23 protein-coding genes are annotated in these 23,343 nt (G+C 47.1%); 19 read left to right on the top strand and 4 right to left on the bottom strand.

All coding sequences use genetic code 11. From position 1 onward, the window contains the following. Nucleotides 1-202 precede the first annotated feature (202 nt). Nucleotides 203-1,453 carry a valine--pyruvate transaminase gene (locus LRP49_RS23005; RefSeq protein WP_274145709.1) on the top strand — a complete coding sequence of 417 codons (1,251 nt, stop codon included), beginning with the start codon at nt 203-205 and terminating at the stop codon, nt 1,451-1,453. Nucleotides 1,454-1,652: 199 nt separating this feature from the next. Then, complete coding sequence (locus tag LRP49_RS23000) at nt 1,653-2,147, top strand: alpha/beta fold hydrolase (protein WP_274145707.1); 495 nt, start codon at nt 1,653-1,655, stop codon at nt 2,145-2,147. Nucleotides 2,148-2,228: 81 nt separating this feature from the next. Here LRP49_RS23000 and gyrB read toward each other — a convergent pair whose 3' ends face one another. From gyrB to dnaA, 4 genes are read right to left on the bottom strand one after another with little or no spacing between them, the layout of a single operon-like run. Beyond that, nucleotides 2,229-4,646, bottom strand: coding sequence for a DNA topoisomerase (ATP-hydrolyzing) subunit B (gyrB, locus tag LRP49_RS22995; protein ID WP_274145705.1), 2,418 nt, complete (start codon nt 4,644-4,646; stop codon nt 2,229-2,231). Between the two features lie 19 nt (nt 4,647-4,665). Then, nucleotides 4,666-5,742 carry a DNA replication/repair protein RecF gene (gene recF, locus LRP49_RS22990; protein WP_274145703.1) on the bottom strand — a complete coding sequence of 359 codons (1,077 nt, stop codon included), beginning with the start codon at nt 5,740-5,742 and terminating at the stop codon, nt 4,666-4,668. Between the two features lies 1 nt (nt 5,743). Continuing rightward, entirely contained in the window at nt 5,744-6,844 is a 1,101-nt protein-coding gene (gene dnaN / locus LRP49_RS22985) for a DNA polymerase III subunit beta (RefSeq protein ID WP_274145701.1), read from the bottom strand. Between the two features lies 1 nt (nt 6,845). Next, entirely contained in the window at nt 6,846-8,234 is a 1,389-nt protein-coding gene (gene dnaA, locus LRP49_RS22980) for a chromosomal replication initiator protein DnaA (RefSeq protein WP_274145700.1), read from the bottom strand. A gap of 533 nt (nt 8,235-8,767) precedes the next feature. On the opposite strand from dnaA, the gene rpmH reads away from it, so the two are divergent. The 17 genes from rpmH (at nt 8,768) to atpA (ending at nt 23,337) form a co-directional block, all read left to right on the top strand. Further along, on the top strand, nt 8,768-8,902 hold the full coding sequence (rpmH, locus tag LRP49_RS22975; protein ID WP_002540783.1) for a 50S ribosomal protein L34: 135 nt from the start codon (nt 8,768-8,770) through the stop codon (nt 8,900-8,902). A 16-nt stretch (nt 8,903-8,918) separates the two neighbouring features. Further along, a complete protein-coding gene (gene rnpA / locus LRP49_RS22970) occupies nt 8,919-9,278 on the top strand; it encodes a ribonuclease P protein component (protein ID WP_274145697.1) in 360 nt (119 codons plus the stop codon). After that, the gene (gene yidD, locus LRP49_RS22965; protein ID WP_274145696.1) at nt 9,242-9,502 is read left to right on the top strand and encodes a membrane protein insertion efficiency factor YidD; all 261 of its coding nucleotides are present in this window, start codon (nt 9,242-9,244) and stop codon (nt 9,500-9,502) included. Before rnpA ends, yidD begins: the two co-directional genes overlap by 37 nt. Nucleotides 9,503-9,504: 2 nt before the next feature. Continuing rightward, nucleotides 9,505-11,124, top strand: coding sequence for a membrane protein insertase YidC (gene yidC, locus LRP49_RS22960; protein ID WP_274145694.1), 1,620 nt, complete (start codon nt 9,505-9,507; stop codon nt 11,122-11,124). A gap of 118 nt (nt 11,125-11,242) precedes the next feature. Continuing rightward, a complete protein-coding gene (gene mnmE, locus LRP49_RS22955; protein WP_274145692.1) occupies nt 11,243-12,607 on the top strand; it encodes a tRNA uridine-5-carboxymethylaminomethyl(34) synthesis GTPase MnmE in 1,365 nt (454 codons plus the stop codon). Between the two features lie 18 nt (nt 12,608-12,625). Next, a complete protein-coding gene (locus LRP49_RS22950; protein ID WP_274145690.1) occupies nt 12,626-13,831 on the top strand; it encodes a GGDEF domain-containing protein in 1,206 nt (401 codons plus the stop codon). Nucleotides 13,832-13,895: 64 nt separating this feature from the next. After that, a complete protein-coding gene (mioC, locus tag LRP49_RS22945) occupies nt 13,896-14,342 on the top strand; it encodes an FMN-binding protein MioC (RefSeq protein ID WP_274145689.1) in 447 nt (148 codons plus the stop codon). A gap of 421 nt (nt 14,343-14,763) precedes the next feature. After that, nucleotides 14,764-16,653 carry a tRNA uridine-5-carboxymethylaminomethyl(34) synthesis enzyme MnmG gene (gene mnmG / locus LRP49_RS22940; RefSeq protein ID WP_274145687.1) on the top strand — a complete coding sequence of 630 codons (1,890 nt, stop codon included), beginning with the start codon at nt 14,764-14,766 and terminating at the stop codon, nt 16,651-16,653. A gap of 6 nt (nt 16,654-16,659) precedes the next feature. Further along, complete coding sequence (rsmG, locus tag LRP49_RS22935; RefSeq protein WP_274145685.1) at nt 16,660-17,274, top strand: 16S rRNA (guanine(527)-N(7))-methyltransferase RsmG; 615 nt, start codon at nt 16,660-16,662, stop codon at nt 17,272-17,274. Between the two features lie 22 nt (nt 17,275-17,296). Next, nucleotides 17,297-18,097 carry a ParA family protein gene (locus tag LRP49_RS22930; protein ID WP_274145683.1) on the top strand — a complete coding sequence of 267 codons (801 nt, stop codon included), beginning with the start codon at nt 17,297-17,299 and terminating at the stop codon, nt 18,095-18,097. 10 nt (nt 18,098-18,107) lie between these two features. Further along, nucleotides 18,108-18,995 carry a ParB/RepB/Spo0J family partition protein gene (locus tag LRP49_RS22925; RefSeq protein ID WP_274145681.1) on the top strand — a complete coding sequence of 296 codons (888 nt, stop codon included), beginning with the start codon at nt 18,108-18,110 and terminating at the stop codon, nt 18,993-18,995. 185 nt (nt 18,996-19,180) lie between these two features. Further along, a complete protein-coding gene (locus tag LRP49_RS22920; RefSeq protein WP_274145679.1) occupies nt 19,181-19,570 on the top strand; it encodes a F0F1 ATP synthase subunit I in 390 nt (129 codons plus the stop codon). An 8-nt stretch (nt 19,571-19,578) separates the two neighbouring features. Then, the gene (atpB, locus tag LRP49_RS22915; protein WP_274145677.1) at nt 19,579-20,382 is read left to right on the top strand and encodes a F0F1 ATP synthase subunit A; all 804 of its coding nucleotides are present in this window, start codon (nt 19,579-19,581) and stop codon (nt 20,380-20,382) included. A gap of 77 nt (nt 20,383-20,459) precedes the next feature. Then, nucleotides 20,460-20,714, top strand: coding sequence for a F0F1 ATP synthase subunit C (gene atpE / locus LRP49_RS22910; RefSeq protein ID WP_002540812.1), 255 nt, complete (start codon nt 20,460-20,462; stop codon nt 20,712-20,714). Nucleotides 20,715-20,759: 45 nt separating this feature from the next. After that, nucleotides 20,760-21,230: a F0F1 ATP synthase subunit B gene (atpF, locus tag LRP49_RS22905; RefSeq protein WP_274145339.1), complete on the top strand. Its 471-nt coding sequence runs from the start codon at nt 20,760-20,762 to the stop codon at nt 21,228-21,230. A gap of 15 nt (nt 21,231-21,245) precedes the next feature. Further along, nucleotides 21,246-21,779: a F0F1 ATP synthase subunit delta gene (gene atpH / locus LRP49_RS22900; protein ID WP_274145337.1), complete on the top strand. Its 534-nt coding sequence runs from the start codon at nt 21,246-21,248 to the stop codon at nt 21,777-21,779. 16 nt (nt 21,780-21,795) lie between these two features. After that, nucleotides 21,796-23,337, top strand: coding sequence for a F0F1 ATP synthase subunit alpha (gene atpA, locus LRP49_RS22895; RefSeq protein ID WP_274145335.1), 1,542 nt, complete (start codon nt 21,796-21,798; stop codon nt 23,335-23,337). Nucleotides 23,338-23,343 lie beyond the last annotated feature (6 nt).

Below are 23,343 nucleotides of genomic sequence, written 5' to 3'. Positions count from 1 at the left end.
TCGCATATGCGGGGCTTTTTATTCTCCTAAACCGTCATCTCCCCCGCCTATGTTCCACGTGGAACACATCAGTATTTAGTACTTAAAAACCCGAAACTATCCTTACCAATTATGTCCTAGAAATTGGTTTCAAAATGCTCAACGGTTAAGGTATTGTGGAGCGAATACAACAAGGATTGAACAGCGATAAGGTTACGCATTCATGCAGTTTTCTAAGTTCGGCACCAAATTTTCCCATCACTCTGGCATTACTCAATTGATGGACGATTTAAATGATGGCCTAAGAAACCCTAATGCCATCATGCTCGGTGGTGGTAACCCAGCAGCAATACCAGAAATGATTAACCATTTTGATGCACTTACACGACGCATGCTTGACGATGGTTCTCTCGTTTCGGCTCTCGCCAACTATGATGGCCCTCAGGGTAAAACCGACTTTATCGCCGCACTGGCTGACATGCTGAACAAAACACTGGGGTGGAACATTTCCCCAAAGAACATCATGCTGACTAACGGCAGCCAATGCGCATTCTTTTATCTCTTCAACTTGTTTGGTGGACTATACGATGATGGCAGTTTTAAGAAAATTCTGCTGCCATTAACACCAGAATACATTGGTTATGCCGACTCAGGTCTTGACCCTGATATCTTCACCAGCTTCAAACCTACCATTACCCAATTAGACAATAGACAGTTTAAATACCATGTCGATTTCGATGCATTGGAGATAGATGACTCTATTGCAGCTATCTGTGCATCTCGCCCGACCAACCCGACGGGTAACGTTTTGACTGATGAAGAAATTGAAAAACTCGATAAGCTTGCACGCAAGCATGGTATCCCGCTTATTATTGATAACGCTTATGGCGTGCCCTTCCCCAACATCATCTTTGAAGATGTGAAGCCGTTTTGGAATGACAACACCATCCTCTGTTCGAGCCTCTCGAAACTCGGCTTACCAGGTGTACGCTGCGGCATTATCATTGCCCGCGAAGACATCATCACATCACTAACAAACATCAACGGTATCGTCAGCCTGGCACCGTGTGGCGTAGGCCCAGCCCTTGCACTTGAGATGATTAAAACCGGTGATTTGTTATCACTGAGCGAAAATGTCATTAAGCCTTTCTATCAAGATAAAGCTGAGCGAACCGTTCAAAAGCTACTGGATGCGATCCCCGACTCGCGCTTCAAAATCCACAAACCTGAAGGCGCAATCTTCCTATGGCTGTGGTTTGATGCGCTTCCTATTACCACCAAAGAACTGTATGCGCGATTGAAACAGCGAGGCCTGCTGATTGTTCCGGGCGAGTATTTCTTCTTTGGATCAGAACTTGATTGGGACCATACCCATCAGTGCCTTCGCATGAACTATGTTCAAGACGACGATAAGATCGAAAAAGGCATTGCGATTCTTGCTGAGGAAGTCGAGCGCGCGTACAACGAAAGCTAATGTTTCACGTGAAACATTTGAAGCATTAACTCCTAAAGATCTCTAAGCCAATTGTGCAAACAACTGGCTTTTCCTTTTAAGGTTATAAAAGGATTAGTTCGTAAGAAAGACGTTCGACACCCCTCTCGTTTAGCATGCTCACATCAATCTTATCGGCCATCGCGAAGGTGGCATTCTCGCCCTTTTGGCAGCGCAAAAGATGCAAGTAGACAAACTCGTACTGGTAGCAACTCCTGCAAAACCTATGAGCGAAACGCTGATTCGACAATACCGAGAGAGAGCTCCCCACTTTGCCGATGATGTTGAGGTAGCGTTGGAAAGTATCAAGAATGGTGAAGCACTTACCTATCCTAACAAACACATTGAAATGATGTTTCGACCTTCAGCCATTCCCTACTTAGCCTCGTGCTTTTTTATCGATCCAACGAGAATTGCTAAGTCGCTTAATCAAACTGTCCATGTCATTCAGGGTGACAATGATATTCAAGTCGGGGCAGAAAACGGTGAGATATTTAGAGAAGCACTCGGTGAGCGTGCCAGAGTCACACGATGTGAAGGCATGAATCACGTGCTAGTAAAAACGCCGCGAGAGTTAGAAGAAAACATGGCGTCTTACAACAATCCGCTTCTTCCTCTACACCACCAGCTAGAACGCGCCATCCTTACCGACTTTAAAATTAATAAAATCATATAGTTAAACAGTAAGGTTGCGCTACGTAAAAAAAACGCCGCTAATGCGGCGTTTGATACTCAGAATTTACGTAGCGGAACGTGACTACACGTCCAAGTTTGCGACTTTAAGCGCATTGTCTTCGATGAACGCACGACGTGGTTCAACGTGATCACCCATCAGAGTTGTGAACAACTCGTCCGCAGCAACTGCATCTTGAATGGTTACGCGCAACATACGACGTGATTCTGGGTCCATGGTGGTTTCCCATAGCTGATCAGGGTTCATCTCACCCAGACCTTTGTAACGCTGACGAGAAAGACCACGGTTAGATTCTTTAATCAACCATGCAAGTGCATCGGCAAAACTCTTCACAGGCTGCTTGCGCTCACCACGTTGGATAAACGCAGTGTCATCCAATAGACCATCGAGTGCTTCTGACAAGCTAGCAATCTTACCGTACTCTTTTGAATTCAGCAGGTCGTAACTGATCAGGTATTCATGATCGACACCATGCGTACGCACAACAAGCTCTGGCTGATATGCATTGTGCTCTTCACTGAATTTAACCAATGAACGGTACTGGCTTTCGCCGGTAGAGTTCTTGTTCAGTACAGTCACAATGTTATCAATCCATGCTTGAACGTCCGCTTCATTTTGCAGCGTATCAACAGACAAACGTGGCTGATAAACCAACTCGTTCAGCAACGCAGAAGGGTAACGACGTTCCATACGCTTGATAAGCTTCATCACGCTGTTGTATTTCTGGATCAGCTCTTCAAGTGCAAGGCCGCTCAATGCTGGCGCATCTTGGTTTACAAACAAAGATGCATTTTCAAGTGCCAGAGCAACTTGGTATTGCTCCATCGCTTCATCATCTTTGATGTACTGCTCTTGCTTACCTTTCTTCACTTTGTAAAGTGGTGGCTGAGCAATATAGATGTAGCCACGTTCAATAAGCTCTGGCATTTGACGGTAGAAGAAGGTCAACAGAAGCGTACGGATGTGCGAACCATCGACGTCAGCATCGGTCATGATGATGATGCTGTGGTAACGCAGTTTATCCGGATTGTATTCGTCTCGACCGATACCACAACCCATCGCTGTGATAAGCGTGGTCACTTCTTGAGAAGAAAGCATTTTATCGAAACGCGCTTTTTCTACGTTCAGGATTTTACCTTTCAGTGGGAGAATCGCCTGATTCTTACGGTTACGACCCTGCTTGGCTGAACCGCCAGCAGAGTCCCCTTCCACAATGTAGAGTTCTGAAAGCGCAGGGTCTTTCTCTTGGCAGTCTGCCAACTTACCTGGAAGGCCACCCAAATCCAGTGCACCTTTACGGCGTGTCATTTCACGCGCTTTACGCGCTGCTTCACGAGCACGCGCTGCATCGATAATCTTGGTACAAACGATTTTAGAATCTTGTGGGTTCTCCATCAGGAACTCACTCAATTTCTCGTTCATTGCAGACTCAACGGCTGACTTCACTTCTGAAGACACCAACTTGTCTTTGGTTTGGCTTGAGAATTTAGGATCAGGCACTTTAACTGATACAACTGCCGTCAAACCTTCACGCGCATCGTCACCCGATGTCGCCGCATTTGCTTTCTTTGAATAGCCTTCTTTTTCCATAAAGCTATTCAGGGTACGAGTCAGTGCAGCACGGAAACCTGCAAGGTGAGTACCACCATCGCGCTGAGGAATGTTGTTGGTGAAACAGTAAATGTTTTCTTGGAAACCATCGTTCCACTGCATAGACACTTCAACGGTCACACCGTCTTCACGTTCATGTTCAAAATGGAACACAGACGGATGAATTGGGTTCTTGTTGCGGTTCAAGTGCTCTACGAATGCGCGAATACCACCTTCGTAAGTGAAGTGATCGTTTTTATCTTCTTCACGTTCATCGGACAGACGAATTGAAACCCCTGAATTTAGGAATGACAACTCACGTAGGCGTTTTGCCAGAATGTCGTAATGGAACAGTAGATCAGTGAAGGTTTCGCCTGATGGCCAAAAACGAATTCGAGTACCGGTTTCATCGGTATCGCCGATAGGTGCCAATGGGGCTTCAGGAACACCACCATGATAAATCTGCTGATGGATTTTGCCGTGACGCCAAATAGTCAGCTCTAACTTTTCAGACAGTGCGTTTACTACCGAAACACCTACACCGTGTAGACCACCGGATACTTTATAGGAGTTGTCATCGAACTTACCACCCGCGTGAAGTACCGTCATGATAACTTCCGCTGCAGACACACCCTCTTCTTCGTGAATGTCGACTGGAATACCTCGGCCATCATCTTTTACAGAGACTGAACCGTCTTCATGGATGGTAACAATGATATCGCTACAATGACCGGCGAGAGCTTCATCGATAGAGTTATCGACCACCTCAAAGACCATGTGGTGCAGACCGGTACCGTCGTCGGTGTCACCGATGTACATCCCCGGACGCTTTCGTACTGCATCCAGACCCTTGAGTACCTTGATACTCGATGAATCGTAATTGTTGGACATTGAGTTACTCTCGCTTAATTTATTCTGCGGCTATTTTACCGTGTTCCACATGAAACATCTTACTATTTTCGTCGCACATTTCAGCGACCTGATCGGCACTAATGGCACTGACAAACACTTGTGCGCCAGTGGCTTTTAGCTGCTCGGCCAGTAGCGCCCGACGCCGACTATCCAGCTCAGACGCAAAATCGTCGATCAAATAGATACATTGCTTACCTTTGTCCTCAGTAAGCTGCTGCCCTTGCGCTAAACGCAAGGCACATACCATCAGTTTCAACTGCCCGCGGGACAGCACATCCTCTACGGGTGTCGCCCCCACTCTCAAACGCAAATCTGATTTGTGCGGACCACTAACGGTATACCCCAGGTGTTGATCTCGAAGAAAGTTCTCACGCAATAATTCTGCGTAATCTGCGTCCTTGTCCCAACCTCGGGTGTAATTAAGTTTTATTTCGTATTCAGGCAAAAATGCATCACACAATGATGCAGCACGCGCTGACAACTTATCGATGTACTCACGACGCCACTGATCAATTTGATTGGCCAACGGAGCAAGCTCGGCATCCCAATAGCTCAATTCACGGTAGCTTCTGGCTGTCTTCATCAATGCATTACGCTGCTTGGTCAGGCGTTTTACCCTTGACCAAACTGGATAGAACTGGGGTTCCGCGTGGAAAACACCCCAATCGATAAAAGCGCGTCGAAACTTAGGTCCGCCAGTGAGCAGTTCAAACCCTTCAGGGGTAATAAGCTGCATGGGCAAGACTTCTGCCAATTGCACGAGCTTTTGCCCTTTTTCTTCACCGATTTTGACTTCCGTAGACCCATCTCGATTTTTTTGTAGGCCCACTGGCAACAGAACGTCACCCATGTCCACACGGCCATGCACGACCAAACGGTCTTGTTGGTGTCGGATCACTCGCCCCGTCAACTGACTGCGAAACGATCGACCATGACCAAGGTAATAAACGGCTTCCAATACACTGGTTTTACCGCTGCCATTGGCACCCACAAGAAAATTGAAGCCTGATGACAGGCTAAGGTCACAGGCTTCAATGTTTCTCAAATCGTGAATCGATAATCGGGACAGTGCCATTTTACAGTCGAATTGGCATCACCACGTACATGGCGTCTTCACTGTTACAATCTTCAACCAGTGTACTTGCCGTACCATCTGTCATCGAAAAACGGACTTGGTCGCATTTGAGTGTATTCAACACATCAAGGACGTAGCTGACGTTGAACCCAATTTCGAGATCTTCACCGTCATAATTTACATCAACAAACTCTTCCGCTTCTTCCTGTTCAGGGTTATGCGCAGAAATACGTAACTGACCCGCACTGACATTAAGACGTACACCGCGGAATTTCTCATTCGACAAAATGGCTGCGCGCGCGAATGCTTGACGCAATTCATCACAATCCGCTTCCATGATTTTGTTTGATGACTGCGGCATCACACGGCGATAATCTGGGAAACGGCCATCAACCAATTTTGACGTAAAGATAAACTGGTTAACCTGGGCGCGAATGTTGGCACTGCCGATTTGAATGGTAACCGGCGCATCAGGCTGATCCAAAAGACGCATCAATTCAGTCACGCCTTTACGCGGAACGATAACTTGCTGGTTAGCCAGTTCACTATCAAGCTCTGTAATACCGACAGCCATACGGTGTCCGTCTGTTGCAACCGAGCGCAGTGTCGTTCCGTCAGTTTCAAGCAACATACCGTTCAAGAAATATCTCACGTCCTGGTTTGCCATTGAAAAAGCAGTGCTTTCAATTAAATGGCGCAACTTTCCTTGCGGTAACGTGAATTCAACGGTGCTCTGCCAGTCTTCGATATTCGGGAAATCTGCCGCTGGCAACGTAGATAACGTAAAACGGCTTCGACCTGAGCGAATAACAGCACGGTCACCTTCCAGCGAAAACTGGATTGGCGAACTGTCATTTAGGCCACGGCAAATATCTAAAAATTTGCGTGAGGGTACGGTTACTGCGCCGTCTTGAGAGTCGCCATCAAGTGGCAAAGCAGCAATCAATTCCACTTCTAAGTCTGTACATGTCATGGACAACTGGCCGGACTGAACTTGGAGAAGGATATTTCCAAGGATAGGCAGCGTTGGTCGTCCCCCTAGTGCACCAGAAACCTGCTGCAGGGGTTTTAAAAATTGGTCACGAGTTAGAGTAAATTTCATATTAAGACGACAGAGTCCGGATCAGGTTTGAATAATCTTCTTTTATATCGTGGCTTTCTTCGCGCAGCTGTTCAATTTTTCTGCATGCGTGAAGTACCGTAGTATGATCGCGACCACCAAATGCATCACCAATTTCCGGCAAGCTATGGTTGGTCAGCTCTTTTGACAATGCCATCGCCACCTGACGAGGACGTGCCACTGAGCGACTACGACGTTTAGACAGCAAGTCCGCCATCTTGATTTTGTAGTATTCCGCCACGGTTTTCTGAATGTTGTCGATGGTCACCAACTTTTCCTGCAATGCTAGCAGGTCGCGCAGTGCCTCTCGAACAAAATCAATGGTAATGGCTCGACCAGTGAAGTTAGCGTTCGCTATCACGCGGTTAAGCGCACCTTCGAGTTCACGAACATTTGAACGCAGGCGTTTAGCAATGAAAAATGCCACTTCATCGGGCAAGCGAATATTATGGTCTTCCGCCTTTTTCATCAAAATTGCAACGCGCGTTTCGAGTTCTGGTGGCTCGATCGCAACGGTTAAGCCCCAACCAAAACGCGACTTGAGGCGATCTTCTACCCCATTAATCTCTTTTGGATAGCGATCTGACGTCAGGATGATTTGCTGGTTACCTTCAAGCAACGCGTTAAAGGTATGGAAAAACTCTTCTTGCGATCGTTCTTTATTCGCAAAAAATTGGATGTCATCGATCAGCAATGCATCAACACTACGGTAGTAGCGTTTGAATTCTTCAATTTGGTTATTCTGCAGGGCTTTAACCATGTCCTGAACAAAGCGCTCAGAATGCATGTAGACGACGCGGGCATCCACCTTGCGATCGCTGATGGCATTGCCAACCGCATGCAAAAGGTGAGTTTTACCTAAACCCGTACCACCATAAAGGAATAAAGGGTTATACGCCGCACCAGGGTTATCAGCAACTTGGCGCGCCGCGGCGAGTGCAAGTTGGTTTGACTTACCTTCAACAAAGTTCGTGAACTTGTGTTTCGGGTTCACATTCGAGCGGTGATTAACGTCAGACTGAACTGGCGAAGGTGCGGGTTCCCATGTACGTCCAGCAGTTGGCTTTGCGGCAGGCGCAACCGGGGCTGGTGACACAGGTGGAGCAGGTGGCGCTATCGGTGCAACAGGTTTACTGCCCACTTCAAAGCGCAACATTGGCACGTCAGTACCACAAAACTCATTCAGTAAGTTATTGATACTGTTAATGTACTTATCGCGCACCCAGTCCAACACAAAACGGTTAGGCGCGAATAAAGTCAGGGTATTGTCATTTAACTCCGCCTGAAGCGGTCGAACCCACATGCTAAATTCTGTCGCAGGTAGATCCTCTTGAAGGCGCTGAAGGCACTGCAACCAAAGCGAAGATGACACGTCTGACTCCACACTCGAATAATGAAAAGGGAAGTAATTTTATACTTCTACGGCAAGGATCGCTAGCGACAAGATCCCTTTTGCAGTGAATAAGATCGTAGTTATACACACAGATCGCACAAAAAACCCCGTGATCAGCACAAGTAACACCCCACTTACTCACAGAATTATTCGAACTCAGACAATATTTGTGCAAAGAACGTCACAAATAGTTGCGTTTCGTTCCACTGCTTTTCATGACCGATCTTTTCATGAAATTTTTGCGACAAATAGGATAAGCAACACTTATCCAACCTCAATCCACCTACAATACACACATAAATCACAGGCTAAAGTGTATAAGATCGCAAAAGGATCCTTGCGCTTGTCAATTGACCACGTATAATTGCGCGCCCAAGAGAGCGGAATATCGTTTTAACATTGACTAGAACTCAGTCAGTGATTACAATCCGCCCTCTTTGTTGAGAGGCGTCGGACTTTGTCCCACGTCGGGTTAACAAACCTAAAAACTGATCAGTAATAAGGTAGAAACCATGAAACGCACTTTTCAACCTTCCGTTCTAAAGCGTAAGCGCACTCACGGTTTCCGTGCGCGCATGGCAACTAAGAACGGCCGTAAGGTTATTGCCGCTCGCCGTGCGAAAGGCCGTAGCAAGCTTTCAAAATAATCCCTAGTGATTATTAGTGAATAAGCTAGCTTTTTCTCGGGAGTTACGTCTGTTAACTCCCGAACATTTCAACTCTGTCTTCCAGCAACCTCATCGCGCTGGCTCACCACACTTAACTATTCTTGCCCGCAATAACACTCTTGACCGACCACGATTAGGTCAGGCTGTGCCAAAAAAACAAATCAAACTTGCCGTCGACCGAAACCGTTTTAAACGTCTCGTTCGTGAAAGTTTTCGTCTGCGTCAGCACTCGCTGCCAGCGAAAGATTTTGTTGTGATTGCGAAGAAAAGTGCGAATGAGCTCAGTAACGAAGAATTGAGCGCGCTGCTTGATAAGTTATGGCAACGTTTGTCACGACCGCCGCGAAAAAAATAGTCACTGGACTGTTTCGCGGTTACCAACTCTTCATCAGCCCTCTTCTCGGGCCTCGCTGTCGTTTTACGCCGACATGCTCCCAATACGCCATAGAAGCGGTCAATTGTCACGGTGTGGTAAAAGGATGTTGGTTAGCAGGCAAACGTTTATTAAAATGCCATCCTCTAAATCATGGTGGGTACGATCCTGTACCCCCGCATCATCCTAATAATCGAGACAATTAACAATGGATTCTCAACGTAATATTCTGTTGATTGCCCTTATGTTTGTATCGTTCATGTTGTACCTCAACTGGAACGAAACAACCAACCCTCAACCACAGGGTCAGGGCGTTACACAGCAAGCACAACACAGTGGTGATGTCCCTGTTGGTTCAGAAGCGACTCAGCCTCTGACGCAGGATTCTGTCTCTAACAAGCTGATCACCCTGAAAAGTGATGTGCTGACTTTGACCGTTGATACACAAGGCGGTGACATTGTTCGCGCTGAGCTGAACAAATACGATGCTGAATTCGGTTCTGAAGACAAATTTGTTCTTTTGAAAAACCAGCCAAACCATACCTTCGTTGCACAAAGTGGCCTAATTGGTCCTAACGGCATCGATACCTTGGATGGCCGAGCGCAATTTAGTGCCAATGGCACTGACTTCACGCTGGCTGATGGACAAAAAGAGTTGCGTGTTCCTTTGAGCGTAACGAAAGACGGCATCACCTATACCAAAACCTTTATCTTGAAGCGTGATAGCTACGCTGTGGATGTTGATTACACTATCGACAACCAAAGCGATAAGTCTGCATCAGTTCAGATGTACGCTCAGCTAAAACAAAATCTGTTGGATGATGGCGGCAGCCTGACCATGCCTACTTATCGTGGTGGTGTGTATTCAGCTGACGATGCAAAATACGAAAAATACAGCTTCGACGATATGAAGGACAGAAACCTGAACCTGACTATCTCGAAAGACGGCTGGGCTGCAATGATGCAGCACTACTTTGTGGCAGCATGGGTACCGCGTGATCAAACTGACGTGAACCTGTTTACTCGCACCGCAAACGGCCAAGGCTTTATCGGTGTTCGCTACCCAACAACCACGATTGCAGCAGGTTCTACTGTAAACCTAGATGCAACATTGTGGGTAGGTCCAAAGCTGCAAGATCAAATGGAAAAAACCGCGCCGAACCTAAACCTGACTGTTGATTACGGTTGGTTGTGGTTTATCGCAAGCCCGCTGCACTGGTTGCTATCAACCATTCACGGCTTTGTCGGTAACTGGGGTGTGGCAATCATTATTCTGACCTTCGTGGTTCGTGGTGCAATGTACCCACTGACCAAAGCGCAGTACACCTCCATGGCGAAAATGCGCCTTCTGCAACCAAAACTGCAGGAAATGCGCGAGCGTATCGGCGACGACCGCCAGCGCATGAGCCAGGAAATGATGGAGCTGTATAAGAAAGAGAAAGTGAACCCACTGGGTGGCTGTCTTCCTCTTATCCTGCAAATGCCTATCTTCATTGCGCTTTACTGGGCACTGATGGAATCGGTAGAACTCCGCCATGCACCGTTTATCCTATGGATTCACGATTTGTCAGCACCGGATCCATACTACGTGCTGCCATTGCTGATGGGTGCGTCTATGTTCCTGATCCAGAAGATGAGCCCAAGCACAGTGACTGACCCAATGCAGCAGAAGATCATGAACTTCATGCCTGTCATGTTCACCGTGTTCTTCCTGTGGTTCCCTGCAGGTCTGGTTCTGTACTGGTTGGTATCGAACATTGTGACCCTTATCCAGCAAACGCTGATTTATCGCGCGCTGGAGAAAAAAGGCCTTCACACCCGCAAATAATTGCAAATGATATAAATAAGGCGGCCTACTGGCCGCCTTTCTTCTTTCTGAACGTGACACTGCCAAACCACAAATTTGGTATACACTAGCTTCAATATTTACGAGCAGGTATTCCCACATGACTCACACTGACACTATTGTTGCGCAGGCGACGCCGCCCGGTCGCGGTGGCGTTGGCATCATTCGCGTATCTGGCCCTAAAGCCATCGAGGTAGCCAAAGCCGTTACGGGACGAGAGTTACCTGTCCGTCGCGCAGAGTACCTGCCCTTTAAAGATAGCGAAGGCAATGCTTTGGACCAAGGCATTGCGCTGTACTTCCAAGCACCAAACTCCTTCACTGGCGAAGACGTTTTAGAGCTTCAAGGCCACGGTGGCCCGGTTATCATGGATATGCTGATCAAGCGTATTCTGGACATTGACGGTGTCCGCACCGCGCGTCCCGGTGAATTTTCTGAACGTGCTTTCCTCAACGATAAACTCGATTTGGCACAAGCAGAAGCGATCGCAGATTTGATTGATGCGAGCTCAGAGCAAGCTGCAAAAAGTGCGCTTCAAAGCTTGCAGGGTGCGTTTTCCACGAAAGTAAATTCGCTGGTGGAGTCACTCATTTACTTGCGAATGTATGTAGAAGCCGCAATAGATTTTCCTGATGAAGAAATTGATTTTCTCTCTGACGGCAAAGTATCTACGGATCTTGATGCCATTATCGCTTCGTTGTCAGAAGTTCGAAAAACGGCAAACCAAGGTGCAATCATGCGTGAAGGCATGAAAGTCGTTATTGCAGGTCGTCCAAATGCAGGTAAATCAAGCCTGCTAAATGCCCTGTCTGGCAAGGACAGTGCCATCGTAACTGATATCGCTGGTACCACTCGCGACGTCCTGCGCGAACATATCCATATCGATGGCATGCCGCTACATATTATCGATACCGCAGGCCTTCGTGATGCGTCTGATGAAGTTGAACGTATCGGCATTGAACGCGCTTGGGACGAAATAACACAAGCAGATCGCGTCTTATTTATGGTTGATGGCACCACCACAGAAGCCACATCCCCTGAAGAAATTTGGCCAGAGTTTATTGATCGCCTTCCTGCCAATATCGGCATGACCGTTATCCGTAATAAAGCAGACGTTACCGGTGAAACACTTGGAATTTGCCACGCCAGCCAACCTACCTTGATTCGTCTAAGTGCCAAAACAGGTAAAGGCGTCGATGCCCTGCGTGACCATCTAAAAGACTGTATGGGCTTTTCAGGCGCAACAGAAGGCGGTTTTATGGCAAGACGTCGTCATTTAGAAGCGCTTGATTCCGCTGCAAACCATCTTAATACCGGTAAAGATCAACTTGAAGGCTATATGGCCGGAGAGATCTTGGCTGAAGAGCTTCGCATCGCTCAGCAATACTTGAGTGAGATCACCGGAGAGTTCAGCTCTGATGATCTTCTTGGCAGGATCTTCAGTTCCTTTTGTATCGGTAAATAACATTGAAAAAGCTGCCTTATGGCAGCTTTTTCTTTTCTCTCGCTTTATCTTACCTTTGCTACACTTTGTAGCATTCCCTCTCAAACAATTGAAGAGATGATAAACAGCCTCAACCCGCTTCTAAACTTAGGCATAGAGCGCTACGACAAGCTACAAATCCATCATCTACGTATGGTTAATCTGCTGGCCGCGCTGTGTGCGGGTGGTACATTGTTGTTTTCTGCGCTGTTTTGGTTTGCTTTTGGCAGCCCATCTGTTGCGCTACTTAATGGCTTGTTTGCCCTTCTCTATGTCATCTCTTTTGTACTCACGCGGGAAGGCTTACTGAAAATCGCAAAGTATTGGGTGTTTATCATCTTCTTTTTCCAGCAATTTTCGTTGCCACTTTTTGTGCTATCGGACAATTTTGAAACCGAAATGCTATTGCTGGTCGTTCCGACGGCAGTCGTACTGGTGTTTGATCCCAAAGAACGATTACCGCGCTATGGCTTGTCATTGATCGCGATTATTCTGTTATTTTTAGCCAAAACGATCCCTTCTGCAGATCCTATCCTCGCTCTGACCGATGCGAACGCACGAGCCGCTTACTTATGCGTCATTCTCATCCTCGTCTTAGCATCCGTCGCGCTTACCGATTTCTATCTCATCGACCTTCACTCTATTGATGAATCATCACGACGTCTTGTTCATGATGATTTACTGACAGAAACAGCCAATGCCCAAAGTATTTACAATCAAGCAGACGAGCTGTTCTTTCAAACACAACGTAAGCAACAGCCGTTATCTGTCATTGCAATCAACCTTGATGACTTTCGTCAAATCAATGAAATGCATGGCAGAAATACGGGTGATCAGGTGCTTATTCATTACGCCAATTTATTGCAAGAACACATTTCGACAGGCACTCCTATCAGCCGTCTATATGCAGATACCTTCGTAATTTTGCTCCGAAACGTAAACGCCAGTGATGCCATTCGTTTAGCTGAACAACTAAAAATTGCGATCAATAGAAGTGTGGTATTACTAGAACATACAGCGGTCAAACGCACCGCAAGTCTTGGCGTAAGCACGTCAAATCAAGGATGTATAGCAGGCTTCCAATTGATCGATACGGCGTTAGTAGCCGTAAAAAATGCGAAACGTCGAGGGAAAAACAAAATTCAATCTGTCTCACCTAAAAACATTAACCCAATGAATAATAGGGATTACTGTAACCCTAGCTAACTTGACTTGATCCTACCCCACCCACAATACTAGCGGCCTAAATCCCAGATATAGAGACAACCCTATGCCTACAATAACCCTGATAACAGGCAGTACCCTAGGTGGGGCTGAGTACGTTGGCGATCATTTAGCAGAGCTTTTAGAGCAACATGGTCAAACCGTAAATGTCGTTAACGATGCCGTGCTTTCTGACATCACTGATTGCGATCGATTATTGCTTATTACCTCAACGCATGGCGCAGGTGATTACCCCGAAAACCTCGCCCCAACCATGGAAGAACTGGCCGATAAAGCCCCCAATCTTTCCCACTTATCTTTTGCGGTAATCGGCATTGGTGACTCTAGCTACGATACCTTTTGTGAAGCAGGAAAAAACGCCGATTCGCTGTTAAAAAAGCTCGGTGCAACGCCCCTTATCGAGAGATTAGACATCGATATTTCTGAAAATCCGCTCCCAGAAGAACCCGCTGAAGTATGGTTATCCAAGAATTTAGCAAACCTATGTGAATAAGTTTTTTCGAATTTCGACCAATTTTTATTCTTAAACCTCACATTTTCTTTGTGGATAACTATAGATCTAAACGGTGATCAACCTATAGTTATCCCAATAATAACTTTTACCCTCCTCCCCCCCTGTTGATAAAGTGCCATTTTGATCCCAGCATTTCCCAGAGTAGATCCAAGGGAACACACAAGTAATGATCCTTAATAAATGCATGATCATGTTGATCATTTAACACTTATCCACAGAGATCGTCTTCCTTAATAAAAGATCACAATAAAAGATCTATATAAAGATCTTTATATATATTTAAGAGCTTTCCCCTTCGATCAAAGATCACACTTTTGGTTCTCTCACATAATGAAAAGCGGTAGAATGATCCTCTTTTGCTCAACAAACCGATCCACTCATTCTTTTTTGAGGTCACACCATGTTTTACCAGGATAACTTTGACGTCATCGTTGTTGGTGGTGGTCATGCAGGTACAGAAGCCGCACTGGCCGCAGCACGAATGGGTCAACAGACTTTATTGTTGACTCACAACATCGATACGTTAGGGCAAATGTCATGTAACCCAGCCATTGGCGGGATCGGAAAAGGACATCTGGTGAAAGAAGTCGATGCACTTGGCGGCCTAATGGCACGTGCAATCGACAAAGGTGGTATCCAATTTCGCACCTTGAACGCGTCTAAAGGCCCAGCTGTGCGAGCGACACGTGCACAAGCGGATCGCGCGCTCTATAAGGCGTTTGTGCGTGAAGCATTGGAAAACCAACCTAACCTTATGCTGTTCCAACAAGCCGTTACAGATCTGATTGTTGAACAGGATCAAGTGACGGGTGTTGTGACCGAAATGGGTCTTAAATTCCGCGCGAAATCTGTCGTTTTGACGGTAGGTACCTTCCTTGGCGGGAAAATTCATATTGGTTTGGAAAACTACTCTGGTGGCCGTGCGGGTGATCCACCGTCGATCGCGTTGGCGGATCGCCTCCGTGAATTGCCGTTTCGTGTTGATCGCTTAAAAACCGGTACACCACCGCGTATTGACGCACGCACTGTCGATTTTAGCGTGATGCAAGAACAGCACGGGGATACCCCATGCCCGGTATTTTCCTTTATGGGCAAAGCTTCAGACCATCCACGTCAGGTGCCTTGTTACATCACGTACACCAATGAAAAAACCCATGATGTGATTCGTGCAAACCTTGATCGCAGCCCGATGTATGCGGGTGTGATTGAAGGTATTGGCCCACGTTATTGCCCGTCGATTGAAGACAAGGTGATGCGTTTTGCGGACAAAGACAAACACCAAATTTTCGTTGAGCCAGAAGGCCTGACGACACATGAACTTTATCCAAACGGCATTTCCACCAGCCTGCCGTTCGATGTGCAGATGGGTATCATCCACTCGATCAAAGGTTTTGAGAATGCACGTGTGATCCGTCCAGGCTATGCGATCGAGTACGATTTCTTCGATCCTCGCGATCTGAAACAAACCTTTGAAACTAAATTTATCAAAGGCTTGTTCTTTGCGGGCCAAATCAATGGTACGACTGGGTACGAAGAAGCGGCCGCGCAAGGTCTGCTAGCGGGTGCTAACGCAGCATTGTTCGCTCAGGAGAAGGAAGGCTGGTGTCCACGCCGTGATCAAGCGTACATGGGTGTTCTGATCGACGATTTGTCGACCATGGGTACGAAAGAACCTTACCGTATGTTCACCTCGCGTGCGGAATACCGCCTGCTGTTGCGTGAAGATAACGCGGATCTGCGTCTGACCGAAACAGGTCGTGCGTTGGGCCTCGTTGACGATGCGCGTTGGGCACGTTTCAACGAGAAGTTGGAAAACATCGAGTTGGAAGCACAGCGTCTTCGCAGCACGTGGATTCATCCAACCTCTGAGCATGCAGAATCTATCAATGCCTTTTTGAAAGCGCCGCTGTCTCGCGAAGCGAGCGGTGAAGACCTACTTCGTCGCCCTGAAGTGACCTACGACCAATTGGTGGCCAACCCTGTGTTTGCGCCAGCGATGGAAGACACACAAGCGAGTGAGCAGGTCGAGATTCAGGTGAAATACGCCGGTTACATTAATCGCCAGAAAGACGAGATTGAGAAATCTACGCGTCATGAAAACACCCAATTGCCTCTCGAGTTGGATTACAAACAAATCAAAGGTTTGTCTAACGAGGTCGTGGCAAAACTGCAAGATGCACGCCCTGAAACCATTGGGAAAGCGTCTCGTATTTCCGGTATTACGCCTGCAGCGATCTCAATTCTGCTGGTACATCTTAAGAAACAAGGCATGCTCAAAAAGGGAGCGTAATTCTCTGTGAAACAACGTCTTGCACAACTAATTTCAGACGCAGGAATGGATATTCCTGCGGATCAACAAGCCCAGCTTCTGGGCTATGTTGAAATGCTTCACAAATGGAACAAAGCGTATAACTTGACCTCGGTTCGCGATCCACAAGAAATGATCGTTAAACACATCATGGACAGTATCGTGGTTAGCCAACACCTGACAGGATCGACGTTCATCGATGTTGGTACAGGTCCAGGGCTGCCTGGGATCCCACTCGCGATCATTAATCCAGAGAAGTCGTTTACTTTGCTAGATAGCCTAGGGAAGCGAATTCGCTTTATTCGCCAAGTGATCCATGAACTAAAAATCTCCAACGTAACGGCTGTGCAAAGTCGCGTAGAAGATTTCCAGCCGGATGTGGGTTTTGATGGCGTATTAAGCCGTGCATTTGCTTCAATGAATGACATGGTGAGCTGGTGTCATCACCTGCCAAATGACAAAGGTGTGTTCCTCGCACTGAAAGGACAAGTGGATCAAGTCGAAATTGATGACCTGCCTTCTGATTGTTCTGTGACCGATATCAAACCTTTGACTGTTCCGGGATTGGAAGGTCAACGTCATCTAGTAATCTTGGCTAGATAGGTTTTTTGGGCGAGGTTTACTTGTGGGAAAAGTCATAGCAATTGCCAACCAGAAAGGGGGCGTCGGTAAAACGACAACCTGTATAAATCTTGCTGCATCGCTTGCAGCAACTCAGCGTAAGGTGCTTGTTATAGACCTCGACCCGCAAGGGAACGCCACCATGGCTAGTGGTGTGGACAAATACAATGTCGACGCCACAGCCTATGAACTGCTCGTAGAAGAAACACCGTTTAACGATGTGGTCGTGACCGATACGACGGGTGGCTACCATTTGATTGCTGCGAATGGTGATGTCACGGCGGCAGAAATAAAATTGATGGAAGTGTTTGCCCGAGAAGTTAGGCTGCGCAATGCATTAGATGGCATTCGTGAAAACTATGATTTCATCTTTATCGACTGTCCGCCTTCTCTGAACCTCCTTACAATCAACGCCATGACGGCGGCGAACTCGGTTCTGGTCCCAATGCAATGTGAGTATTTTGCATTGGAAGGGCTAACAGCGTTGATGGACACCATCAGCAAGCTGGCGAGTGTGGTGAATGCAGATCTTCATGTTGAAGGGCTGCTGCGAACCATGTATGACCCGCGTAATCGATTGGCGACAGAAGTATCCGATCAGATCAAAAAGCACTTTGGCGACAAAGTATATCGCACAGTGATCCCGCGTAACGTACGTTTAGCGGAAGCACCGAGTCATGGTAAACCAGCCATGTACTACGACAAGCACTCCAGCGGCGCAAAATCTTACCTAGCATTGGCTGGCGAGATTCTCAGACGTGAAGAGCAAGCGCGACAAACACAAAACATAGCCAACGTGTCTTAAAGGAATGCCAATGAACGCAACAAAACGTGGATTGGGCAAAGGGCTCGATGCACTTCTTGCGACCAGCGCACAGGCGCAGTCACGTGTCGATTTAAACAATGAATCACACAAAACTGCTGCAAACAGTGAATTACAGCACTTGCCATTAAACCAACTTTATCCTGGCACTTATCAGCCTCGACAAGAAATGGCAGCAGATGCACTGGAAGAATTGGCGGAATCAATTCGTGCGCAAGGTGTCATTCAGCCACTTGTGGTAAGAATGACATCGGCACAGCAATACGAAATTATTGCCGGCGAGCGACGTTTTCGCGCATCTAAGATGGCAGGACTGACACATGTCCCGTGTTTGGTGCGAGATTTAACAGATAAAGCCGCCAGTGCCATCGCGTTGATCGAGAACATTCAACGTGAAGACCTCAATGCCATGGAAGAGGCTGAAGCTTTAGAAAAGCTTGTCCAAGACTTCTCCCTCACACATCAGCAGCTCGCTGAAGCATTAGGTAAATCGAGAACGACCATCAGCAATTTACTTCGCCTAAACGGCTTAGATGCTGGTGTGAAAAAGCTATTGCTGAATCGACAACTTGAAATGGGTCATGCTCGTGCATTGCTAGCACTTGAAGGCGAAGCCCAAATTGAGGCTGCGTTGGTTTCCGTAAACAAAAAAATGACCGTCAGACAAACAGAAGCATTGGTGAAGAAAATGCTTACACCTGTTACTGATAAAGTGGTAAATAGTTTATCTCCTGAATTTGAAGCAATTCAGGAAAAGCTCGGTCATCGTTTGGGCACCAATGTCACCATTACTCAAGCGAAAGGCGGCAAGGGCAAAATAACAATAAACTTTGATCACCAAGAAAAATTACTGCAAATTCTTGCAACCATCAGCGACTAAGTGTGATGTCACGCGTTAGCTTTCTGTTACATATTTTTTCTTACTGTGATCAGGTTACTCTGTTGTAAAATTTAGTCTCCATTTTTGGTGCAATCAGATTGCAATCAAAAAGGTGACCCGTATAATTTTTGCAGTTTTCCCAGCACGACATAGTGCAAAGAGGAAAGGAATCGAGGAACGAATACATGGTATCGACGCTCGCGCGACCAGGTCGCAAGCTTGCGAAAAGGTTGCTGCTGTTACAAGCGTGCGTCGTGTTAGCAACGGCAATCTTGATGGTGACTACCGTCAATGTCGACTGGGGAATTTCCGCGTTAATTGGCGGGGGCATCTTTGTAGTTGCCAATGCAGCGTTCGCGCTGTGTGCATTCCTATTTAGTGGGGCGAGAGCAGCAAAACTTATCGTTGCATCGTTTTTTAGCGGTGAAGTGCTCAAAATCCTTCTGACAGTCGTTTTATTCTCCGTTGTTTACCTGTATGCCGAGGTGGAACTTGTTCCCCTCAAACTGACCTATTTGCTGGTTCTCGGAATTAACATCCTTGCACCAGTTTTATTCATTAACAACAACAAATAGGATGAGTTATGGCTGCGCCAGGTGAAGCGCTTACACCTTCCAGTTACATCTCGCACCACCTAACCAACCTGTCTACGGACAAGCTTGGATTGGCGAGTGAGGGCAGCTTCTGGTCGGTGCACATTGATAGCCTGTTTTTCTCAGTCCTGATCGGTTTCGGCTTTCTATGGCTGTTCCGCTCTGTGGCGAAGAAAGCAACCACCGGAGTACCAGGAAAGCTTCAGTGTTTTGTGGAAATGTTGGTCGAATTCGTTGATGAGAACGTTCGAGAGACTTTTCATGGTAAAAATCCACTGATTGCGCCTCTGGCTCTGACCATTTTCGTCTGGATATTTCTGATGAATACGATGGACCTTGTGCCTATCGACTTTATTCCTTATCCAGCGGAATTGCTTGGTATTCCTTACATGAAGGTAGTACCAACGGCAGACGTAAATATCACCCTGGCAATGGCGCTTGGCGTTTTCTTCTTGATGATTTACTACAGCATCAAGGTGAAAGGTCTTGGCGGTTTTGCTAAAGAGCTGGCACTTCACCCGTTCAACCACCCAATCATGATCCCGTTCAACCTGCTGTTGGAAGTGGTATCGCTACTGGCGAAACCTATTTCTCTTGGCATGCGTCTGTTCGGTAACATGTTTGCTGGTGAGGTGGTATTTATCCTGATTGCGGCACTTCTGCCGTGGTGGGCGCAATGGTTGGGTTCGTTACCGTGGGCAATCTTCCACATTCTGGTTATTACCATCCAAGCGTTCGTCTTTATGATGCTGACCATCGTGTACCTGTCTCAGGCACATGAAGATTCACATTAATACGTAATTTAGTAAGCAACTTTTGTTAGACCTTCCGGCGTAAATAGTAGGCCGACAACAAGAAACTGGAGATAGTGATGGAAACTTTATTGAGCTTTTCTGCAATTGCCGTTGGCATCATTGTAGGTCTTGCTTCCCTGGGTACTGCGATCGGTTTCGCACTGCTTGGCGGTAAATTCCTTGAGGGTGCAGCTCGTCAACCAGAGATGGCTCCTATGCTGCAAGTTAAGATGTTCATCATTGCTGGTCTGCTGGATGCGGTTCCAATGATCGGTATCGTAATCGCACTGCTGTTCACCTTTGCAAACCCATTCGTCGGTCAGCTGGGTTAAGTCGCCTGTATCGTACCTGTAGCTAACTAACTGGGAGGCGCTGTTGTGAATATCAACGCAACTCTATTTGGCCAGGCGATCGCATTCTTTATGTTTGTGGTGTTCTGCATGAAATATGTATGGCCACCCATCATGCAGGCGATTGAAGAACGTCAGAAGAAAATTGCTGACGGACTTGCGGCAGCCGAGCGCGCCGCAAAAGACCTGAACTTGGCCCAGGCGAATGCTTCTGATCAAATGAAAGAAGCAAAACGCGCTGCAACTGAGATCATCGAACAGGCTAATAAGCGTAAAGCACAAATTTTGGATCAAGCCCGCGAAGAAGCAAATGTGGAACGCGAAAACATCCTTAACCAAGGACAGGCTGAACTGGAAGCTGAACGCAACCGTGCCCGCGATGAACTGCGAAAACAAGTTGCTACTCTAGCCGTTATCGGTGCTGAGAAAATCCTAGAGCGTTCGATTGATGCGAATGCTCATAAAGATATTCTCGATAAAATCACTGCAGAACTTTAACAAGGAGGGGCAGCTATGTCTGAACTGACTACTATCGCACGCCCCTACGCTAAAGCAGCCTTCGACTTGGCAGTGGAAAAAAGCGAATTAGACCAATGGTCTGAAATGCTGACTTTCGCTGCTGAAGTCGCCCGCAATGAAACCATTGAAGATTATCTTGGTGGTATGCATTCAGCTGATAAGTTGACTGAGATTTTTCTCTCAGTGTGCGGTGAGCAGCTCAATGAATTTGGTCAAAACCTGGTGAAGGTAATGGCTGAAAATGGACGCTTAAAAGCACTGCCGGACGTATGTGCCCAGTTTATGGTTCTTCGCCATGACTACGAGAAACAAATTGATGTTGAAGTTGTTTCTGCAGTCGCGCTAGATGAAGCGCAATTGGACGCTATTGCCAGTAAGCTAGAAGCCCGCCTTGAGCGAAAAGTGAAGCTGAACTGTAGTGTAGACGAGACCCTGGTTGCCGGGGTTGTGATTCGAGCTGGAGACTTGGTCATCGATAACTCAGTAAGCGGCCGTGTGCGCCGTCTGAGCGATGCATTGCAGTCTTGATTTGGGGAATTGGAGCATGCAACTTAATTCCACGGAAATTAGCGATCTGATCAAACAACGAATTGAAAAATTCAACGTTGTAAGTGAAGCGCGAAACGAAGGTACCATCGTGTCAGTCAGCGACGGTATCATTCGCATCCATGGCCTTGCTGACGCTATGCAAGGTGAAATGATTGAACTACCAGGCAACCGTTATGCACTTGCGCTCAACCTTGAGCGTGATTCTGTAGGTGCGGTTGTTATGGGTCCATATGCTGACCTTCAGGAAGGCATGAAAGTAACCGGTACAGGTCGCATTCTAGAAGTACCAGTAGGTCCAGAACTGCTGGGTCGTGTGGTTAACACTTTGGGTGAGCCTATCGATGGTAAAGGTCCTATCAATGCTGCACTGACTTCTCCAGTAGAAGTGATTGCACCTGGCGTAATCGCGCGTCAGTCAGTAGACCAACCTGTACAGACTGGTTACAAGGCGGTTGACGCCATGATCCCAATCGGCCGTGGCCAGCGTGAGCTAGTTATCGGTGACCGTCAGACCGGTAAAACGGCTCTGGCAATCGATGCGATCATCAACCAGAAGAACTCTGGTATTTACTCTATCTACGTGGCTATCGGCCAGAAAGCGTCAACCATCGCTAACGTGGTTCGCAAACTGGAAGAGCACGACGCACTGAAAAACACCATTGTTGTTGTAGCATCTGCTTCTGAAGCAGCGGCTCTGCAATATCTGGCACCGTATTCAGGTTGTGCGATGGGTGAGTACTTCCGTGACCGCGGTGAAGACGCGCTGATTGTTTACGATGATCTGTCAAAGCAAGCTGTTGCTTATCGTCAGATTTCGCTACTACTGCGTCGTCCACCAGGCCGTGAAGCATTCCCAGGTGATGTTTTCTATCTTCACTCCCGTCTGCTAGAACGTGCTGCACGTGTAAATGCTGATTACGTCGAAAAATTCACCAATGGTGAAGTGAAAGGCAAAACCGGTTCTTTGACCGCGCTGCCAATCATCGAAACCCAAGCGGGTGACGTATCTGCGTTCGTACCTACCAACGTTATCTCGATCACTGATGGTCAGATCTTCCTGCAATCCGAACTGTTCAACTCTGGTATTCGTCCAGCGGTTGACCCAGGTATTTCGGTATCGCGTGTAGGTGGTTCTGCTCAGACTAAGATCATCAAGAAACTGTCTGGTGGTATCCGTACCGCACTGGCTCAGTACCGTGAACTTGCGGCGTTCGCACAGTTCTCTTCTGACCTTGATGAAGCGACTAAAAAGCAGCTGAACCATGGTCAAAAAGTGACTGAGCTGATGAAGCAGAAGCAATATGCACCAATGTCTGTTTTTGAACAGGGATTGATGATTTTTGCAGCTGAAAAAGGTCATCTGTCAGACATCGAACTGACTAAGCTGGCGGACTTCGAAGCTGCTCTATTGGCGTATGCTAAAGGTCAGTTTGCCGAGCTGGTTGCTCTCATCGATGAGACTGGCGACTACAACAGCGATATTGAAGCGCAACTGGCGAAGCTGGTTGAAGACTTCAAGGCAACGCAAACCTGGTAATGCGTG

Origin of the sequence: Enterovibrio qingdaonensis (genome assembly GCF_028683135.1) — a bacterium.
In the GTDB taxonomy this organism is placed as follows: Bacteria; Pseudomonadota; Gammaproteobacteria; order Enterobacterales; family Vibrionaceae; genus Enterovibrio; species Enterovibrio qingdaonensis.
Note: the sequence above shows the minus strand (reverse complement) of the source record. Positions and strands in the feature narration are given on the sequence as shown.

Bases quoted from the DNA above. Each gene is read 5' to 3' on its own strand.
- LRP49_RS23005 (WP_274145709.1), top strand. From the start codon at position 203: ATGCAGTTTTCTAAGTTCGGCACCAAATTTTCCCATCACTCTGGCATT.
- LRP49_RS23000 (WP_274145707.1), top strand. From the start codon at position 1,653: ATGCAAGTAGACAAACTCGTACTGGTAGCAACTCCTGCAAAACCTATG.
- gyrB (WP_274145705.1), bottom strand. From the start codon at position 4,646: ATGTCCAACAATTACGATTCATCGAGTATCAAGGTACTCAAGGGTCTG.
- recF (WP_274145703.1), bottom strand. From the start codon at position 5,742: ATGGCACTGTCCCGATTATCGATTCACGATTTGAGAAACATTGAAGCC.
- dnaN (WP_274145701.1), bottom strand. From the start codon at position 6,844: ATGAAATTTACTCTAACTCGTGACCAATTTTTAAAACCCCTGCAGCAG.
- rpmH (WP_002540783.1), top strand. From the start codon at position 8,768: ATGAAACGCACTTTTCAACCTTCCGTTCTAAAGCGTAAGCGCACTCAC.
- yidD (WP_274145696.1), top strand. From the start codon at position 9,242: ATGGCAACGTTTGTCACGACCGCCGCGAAAAAAATAGTCACTGGACTG.
- yidC (WP_274145694.1), top strand. From the start codon at position 9,505: ATGGATTCTCAACGTAATATTCTGTTGATTGCCCTTATGTTTGTATCG.
- mnmE (WP_274145692.1), top strand. From the start codon at position 11,243: ATGACTCACACTGACACTATTGTTGCGCAGGCGACGCCGCCCGGTCGC.
- LRP49_RS22950 (WP_274145690.1), top strand. From the start codon at position 12,626: ATGGCAGCTTTTTCTTTTCTCTCGCTTTATCTTACCTTTGCTACACTT.
- mioC (WP_274145689.1), top strand. From the start codon at position 13,896: ATGCCTACAATAACCCTGATAACAGGCAGTACCCTAGGTGGGGCTGAG.
- mnmG (WP_274145687.1), top strand. From the start codon at position 14,764: ATGTTTTACCAGGATAACTTTGACGTCATCGTTGTTGGTGGTGGTCAT.
- LRP49_RS22925 (WP_274145681.1), top strand. From the start codon at position 18,108: ATGAACGCAACAAAACGTGGATTGGGCAAAGGGCTCGATGCACTTCTT.
- LRP49_RS22920 (WP_274145679.1), top strand. From the start codon at position 19,181: ATGGTATCGACGCTCGCGCGACCAGGTCGCAAGCTTGCGAAAAGGTTG.
- atpB (WP_274145677.1), top strand. From the start codon at position 19,579: ATGGCTGCGCCAGGTGAAGCGCTTACACCTTCCAGTTACATCTCGCAC.
- atpE (WP_002540812.1), top strand. From the start codon at position 20,460: ATGGAAACTTTATTGAGCTTTTCTGCAATTGCCGTTGGCATCATTGTA.
- atpH (WP_274145337.1), top strand. From the start codon at position 21,246: ATGTCTGAACTGACTACTATCGCACGCCCCTACGCTAAAGCAGCCTTC.
- atpA (WP_274145335.1), top strand. From the start codon at position 21,796: ATGCAACTTAATTCCACGGAAATTAGCGATCTGATCAAACAACGAATT.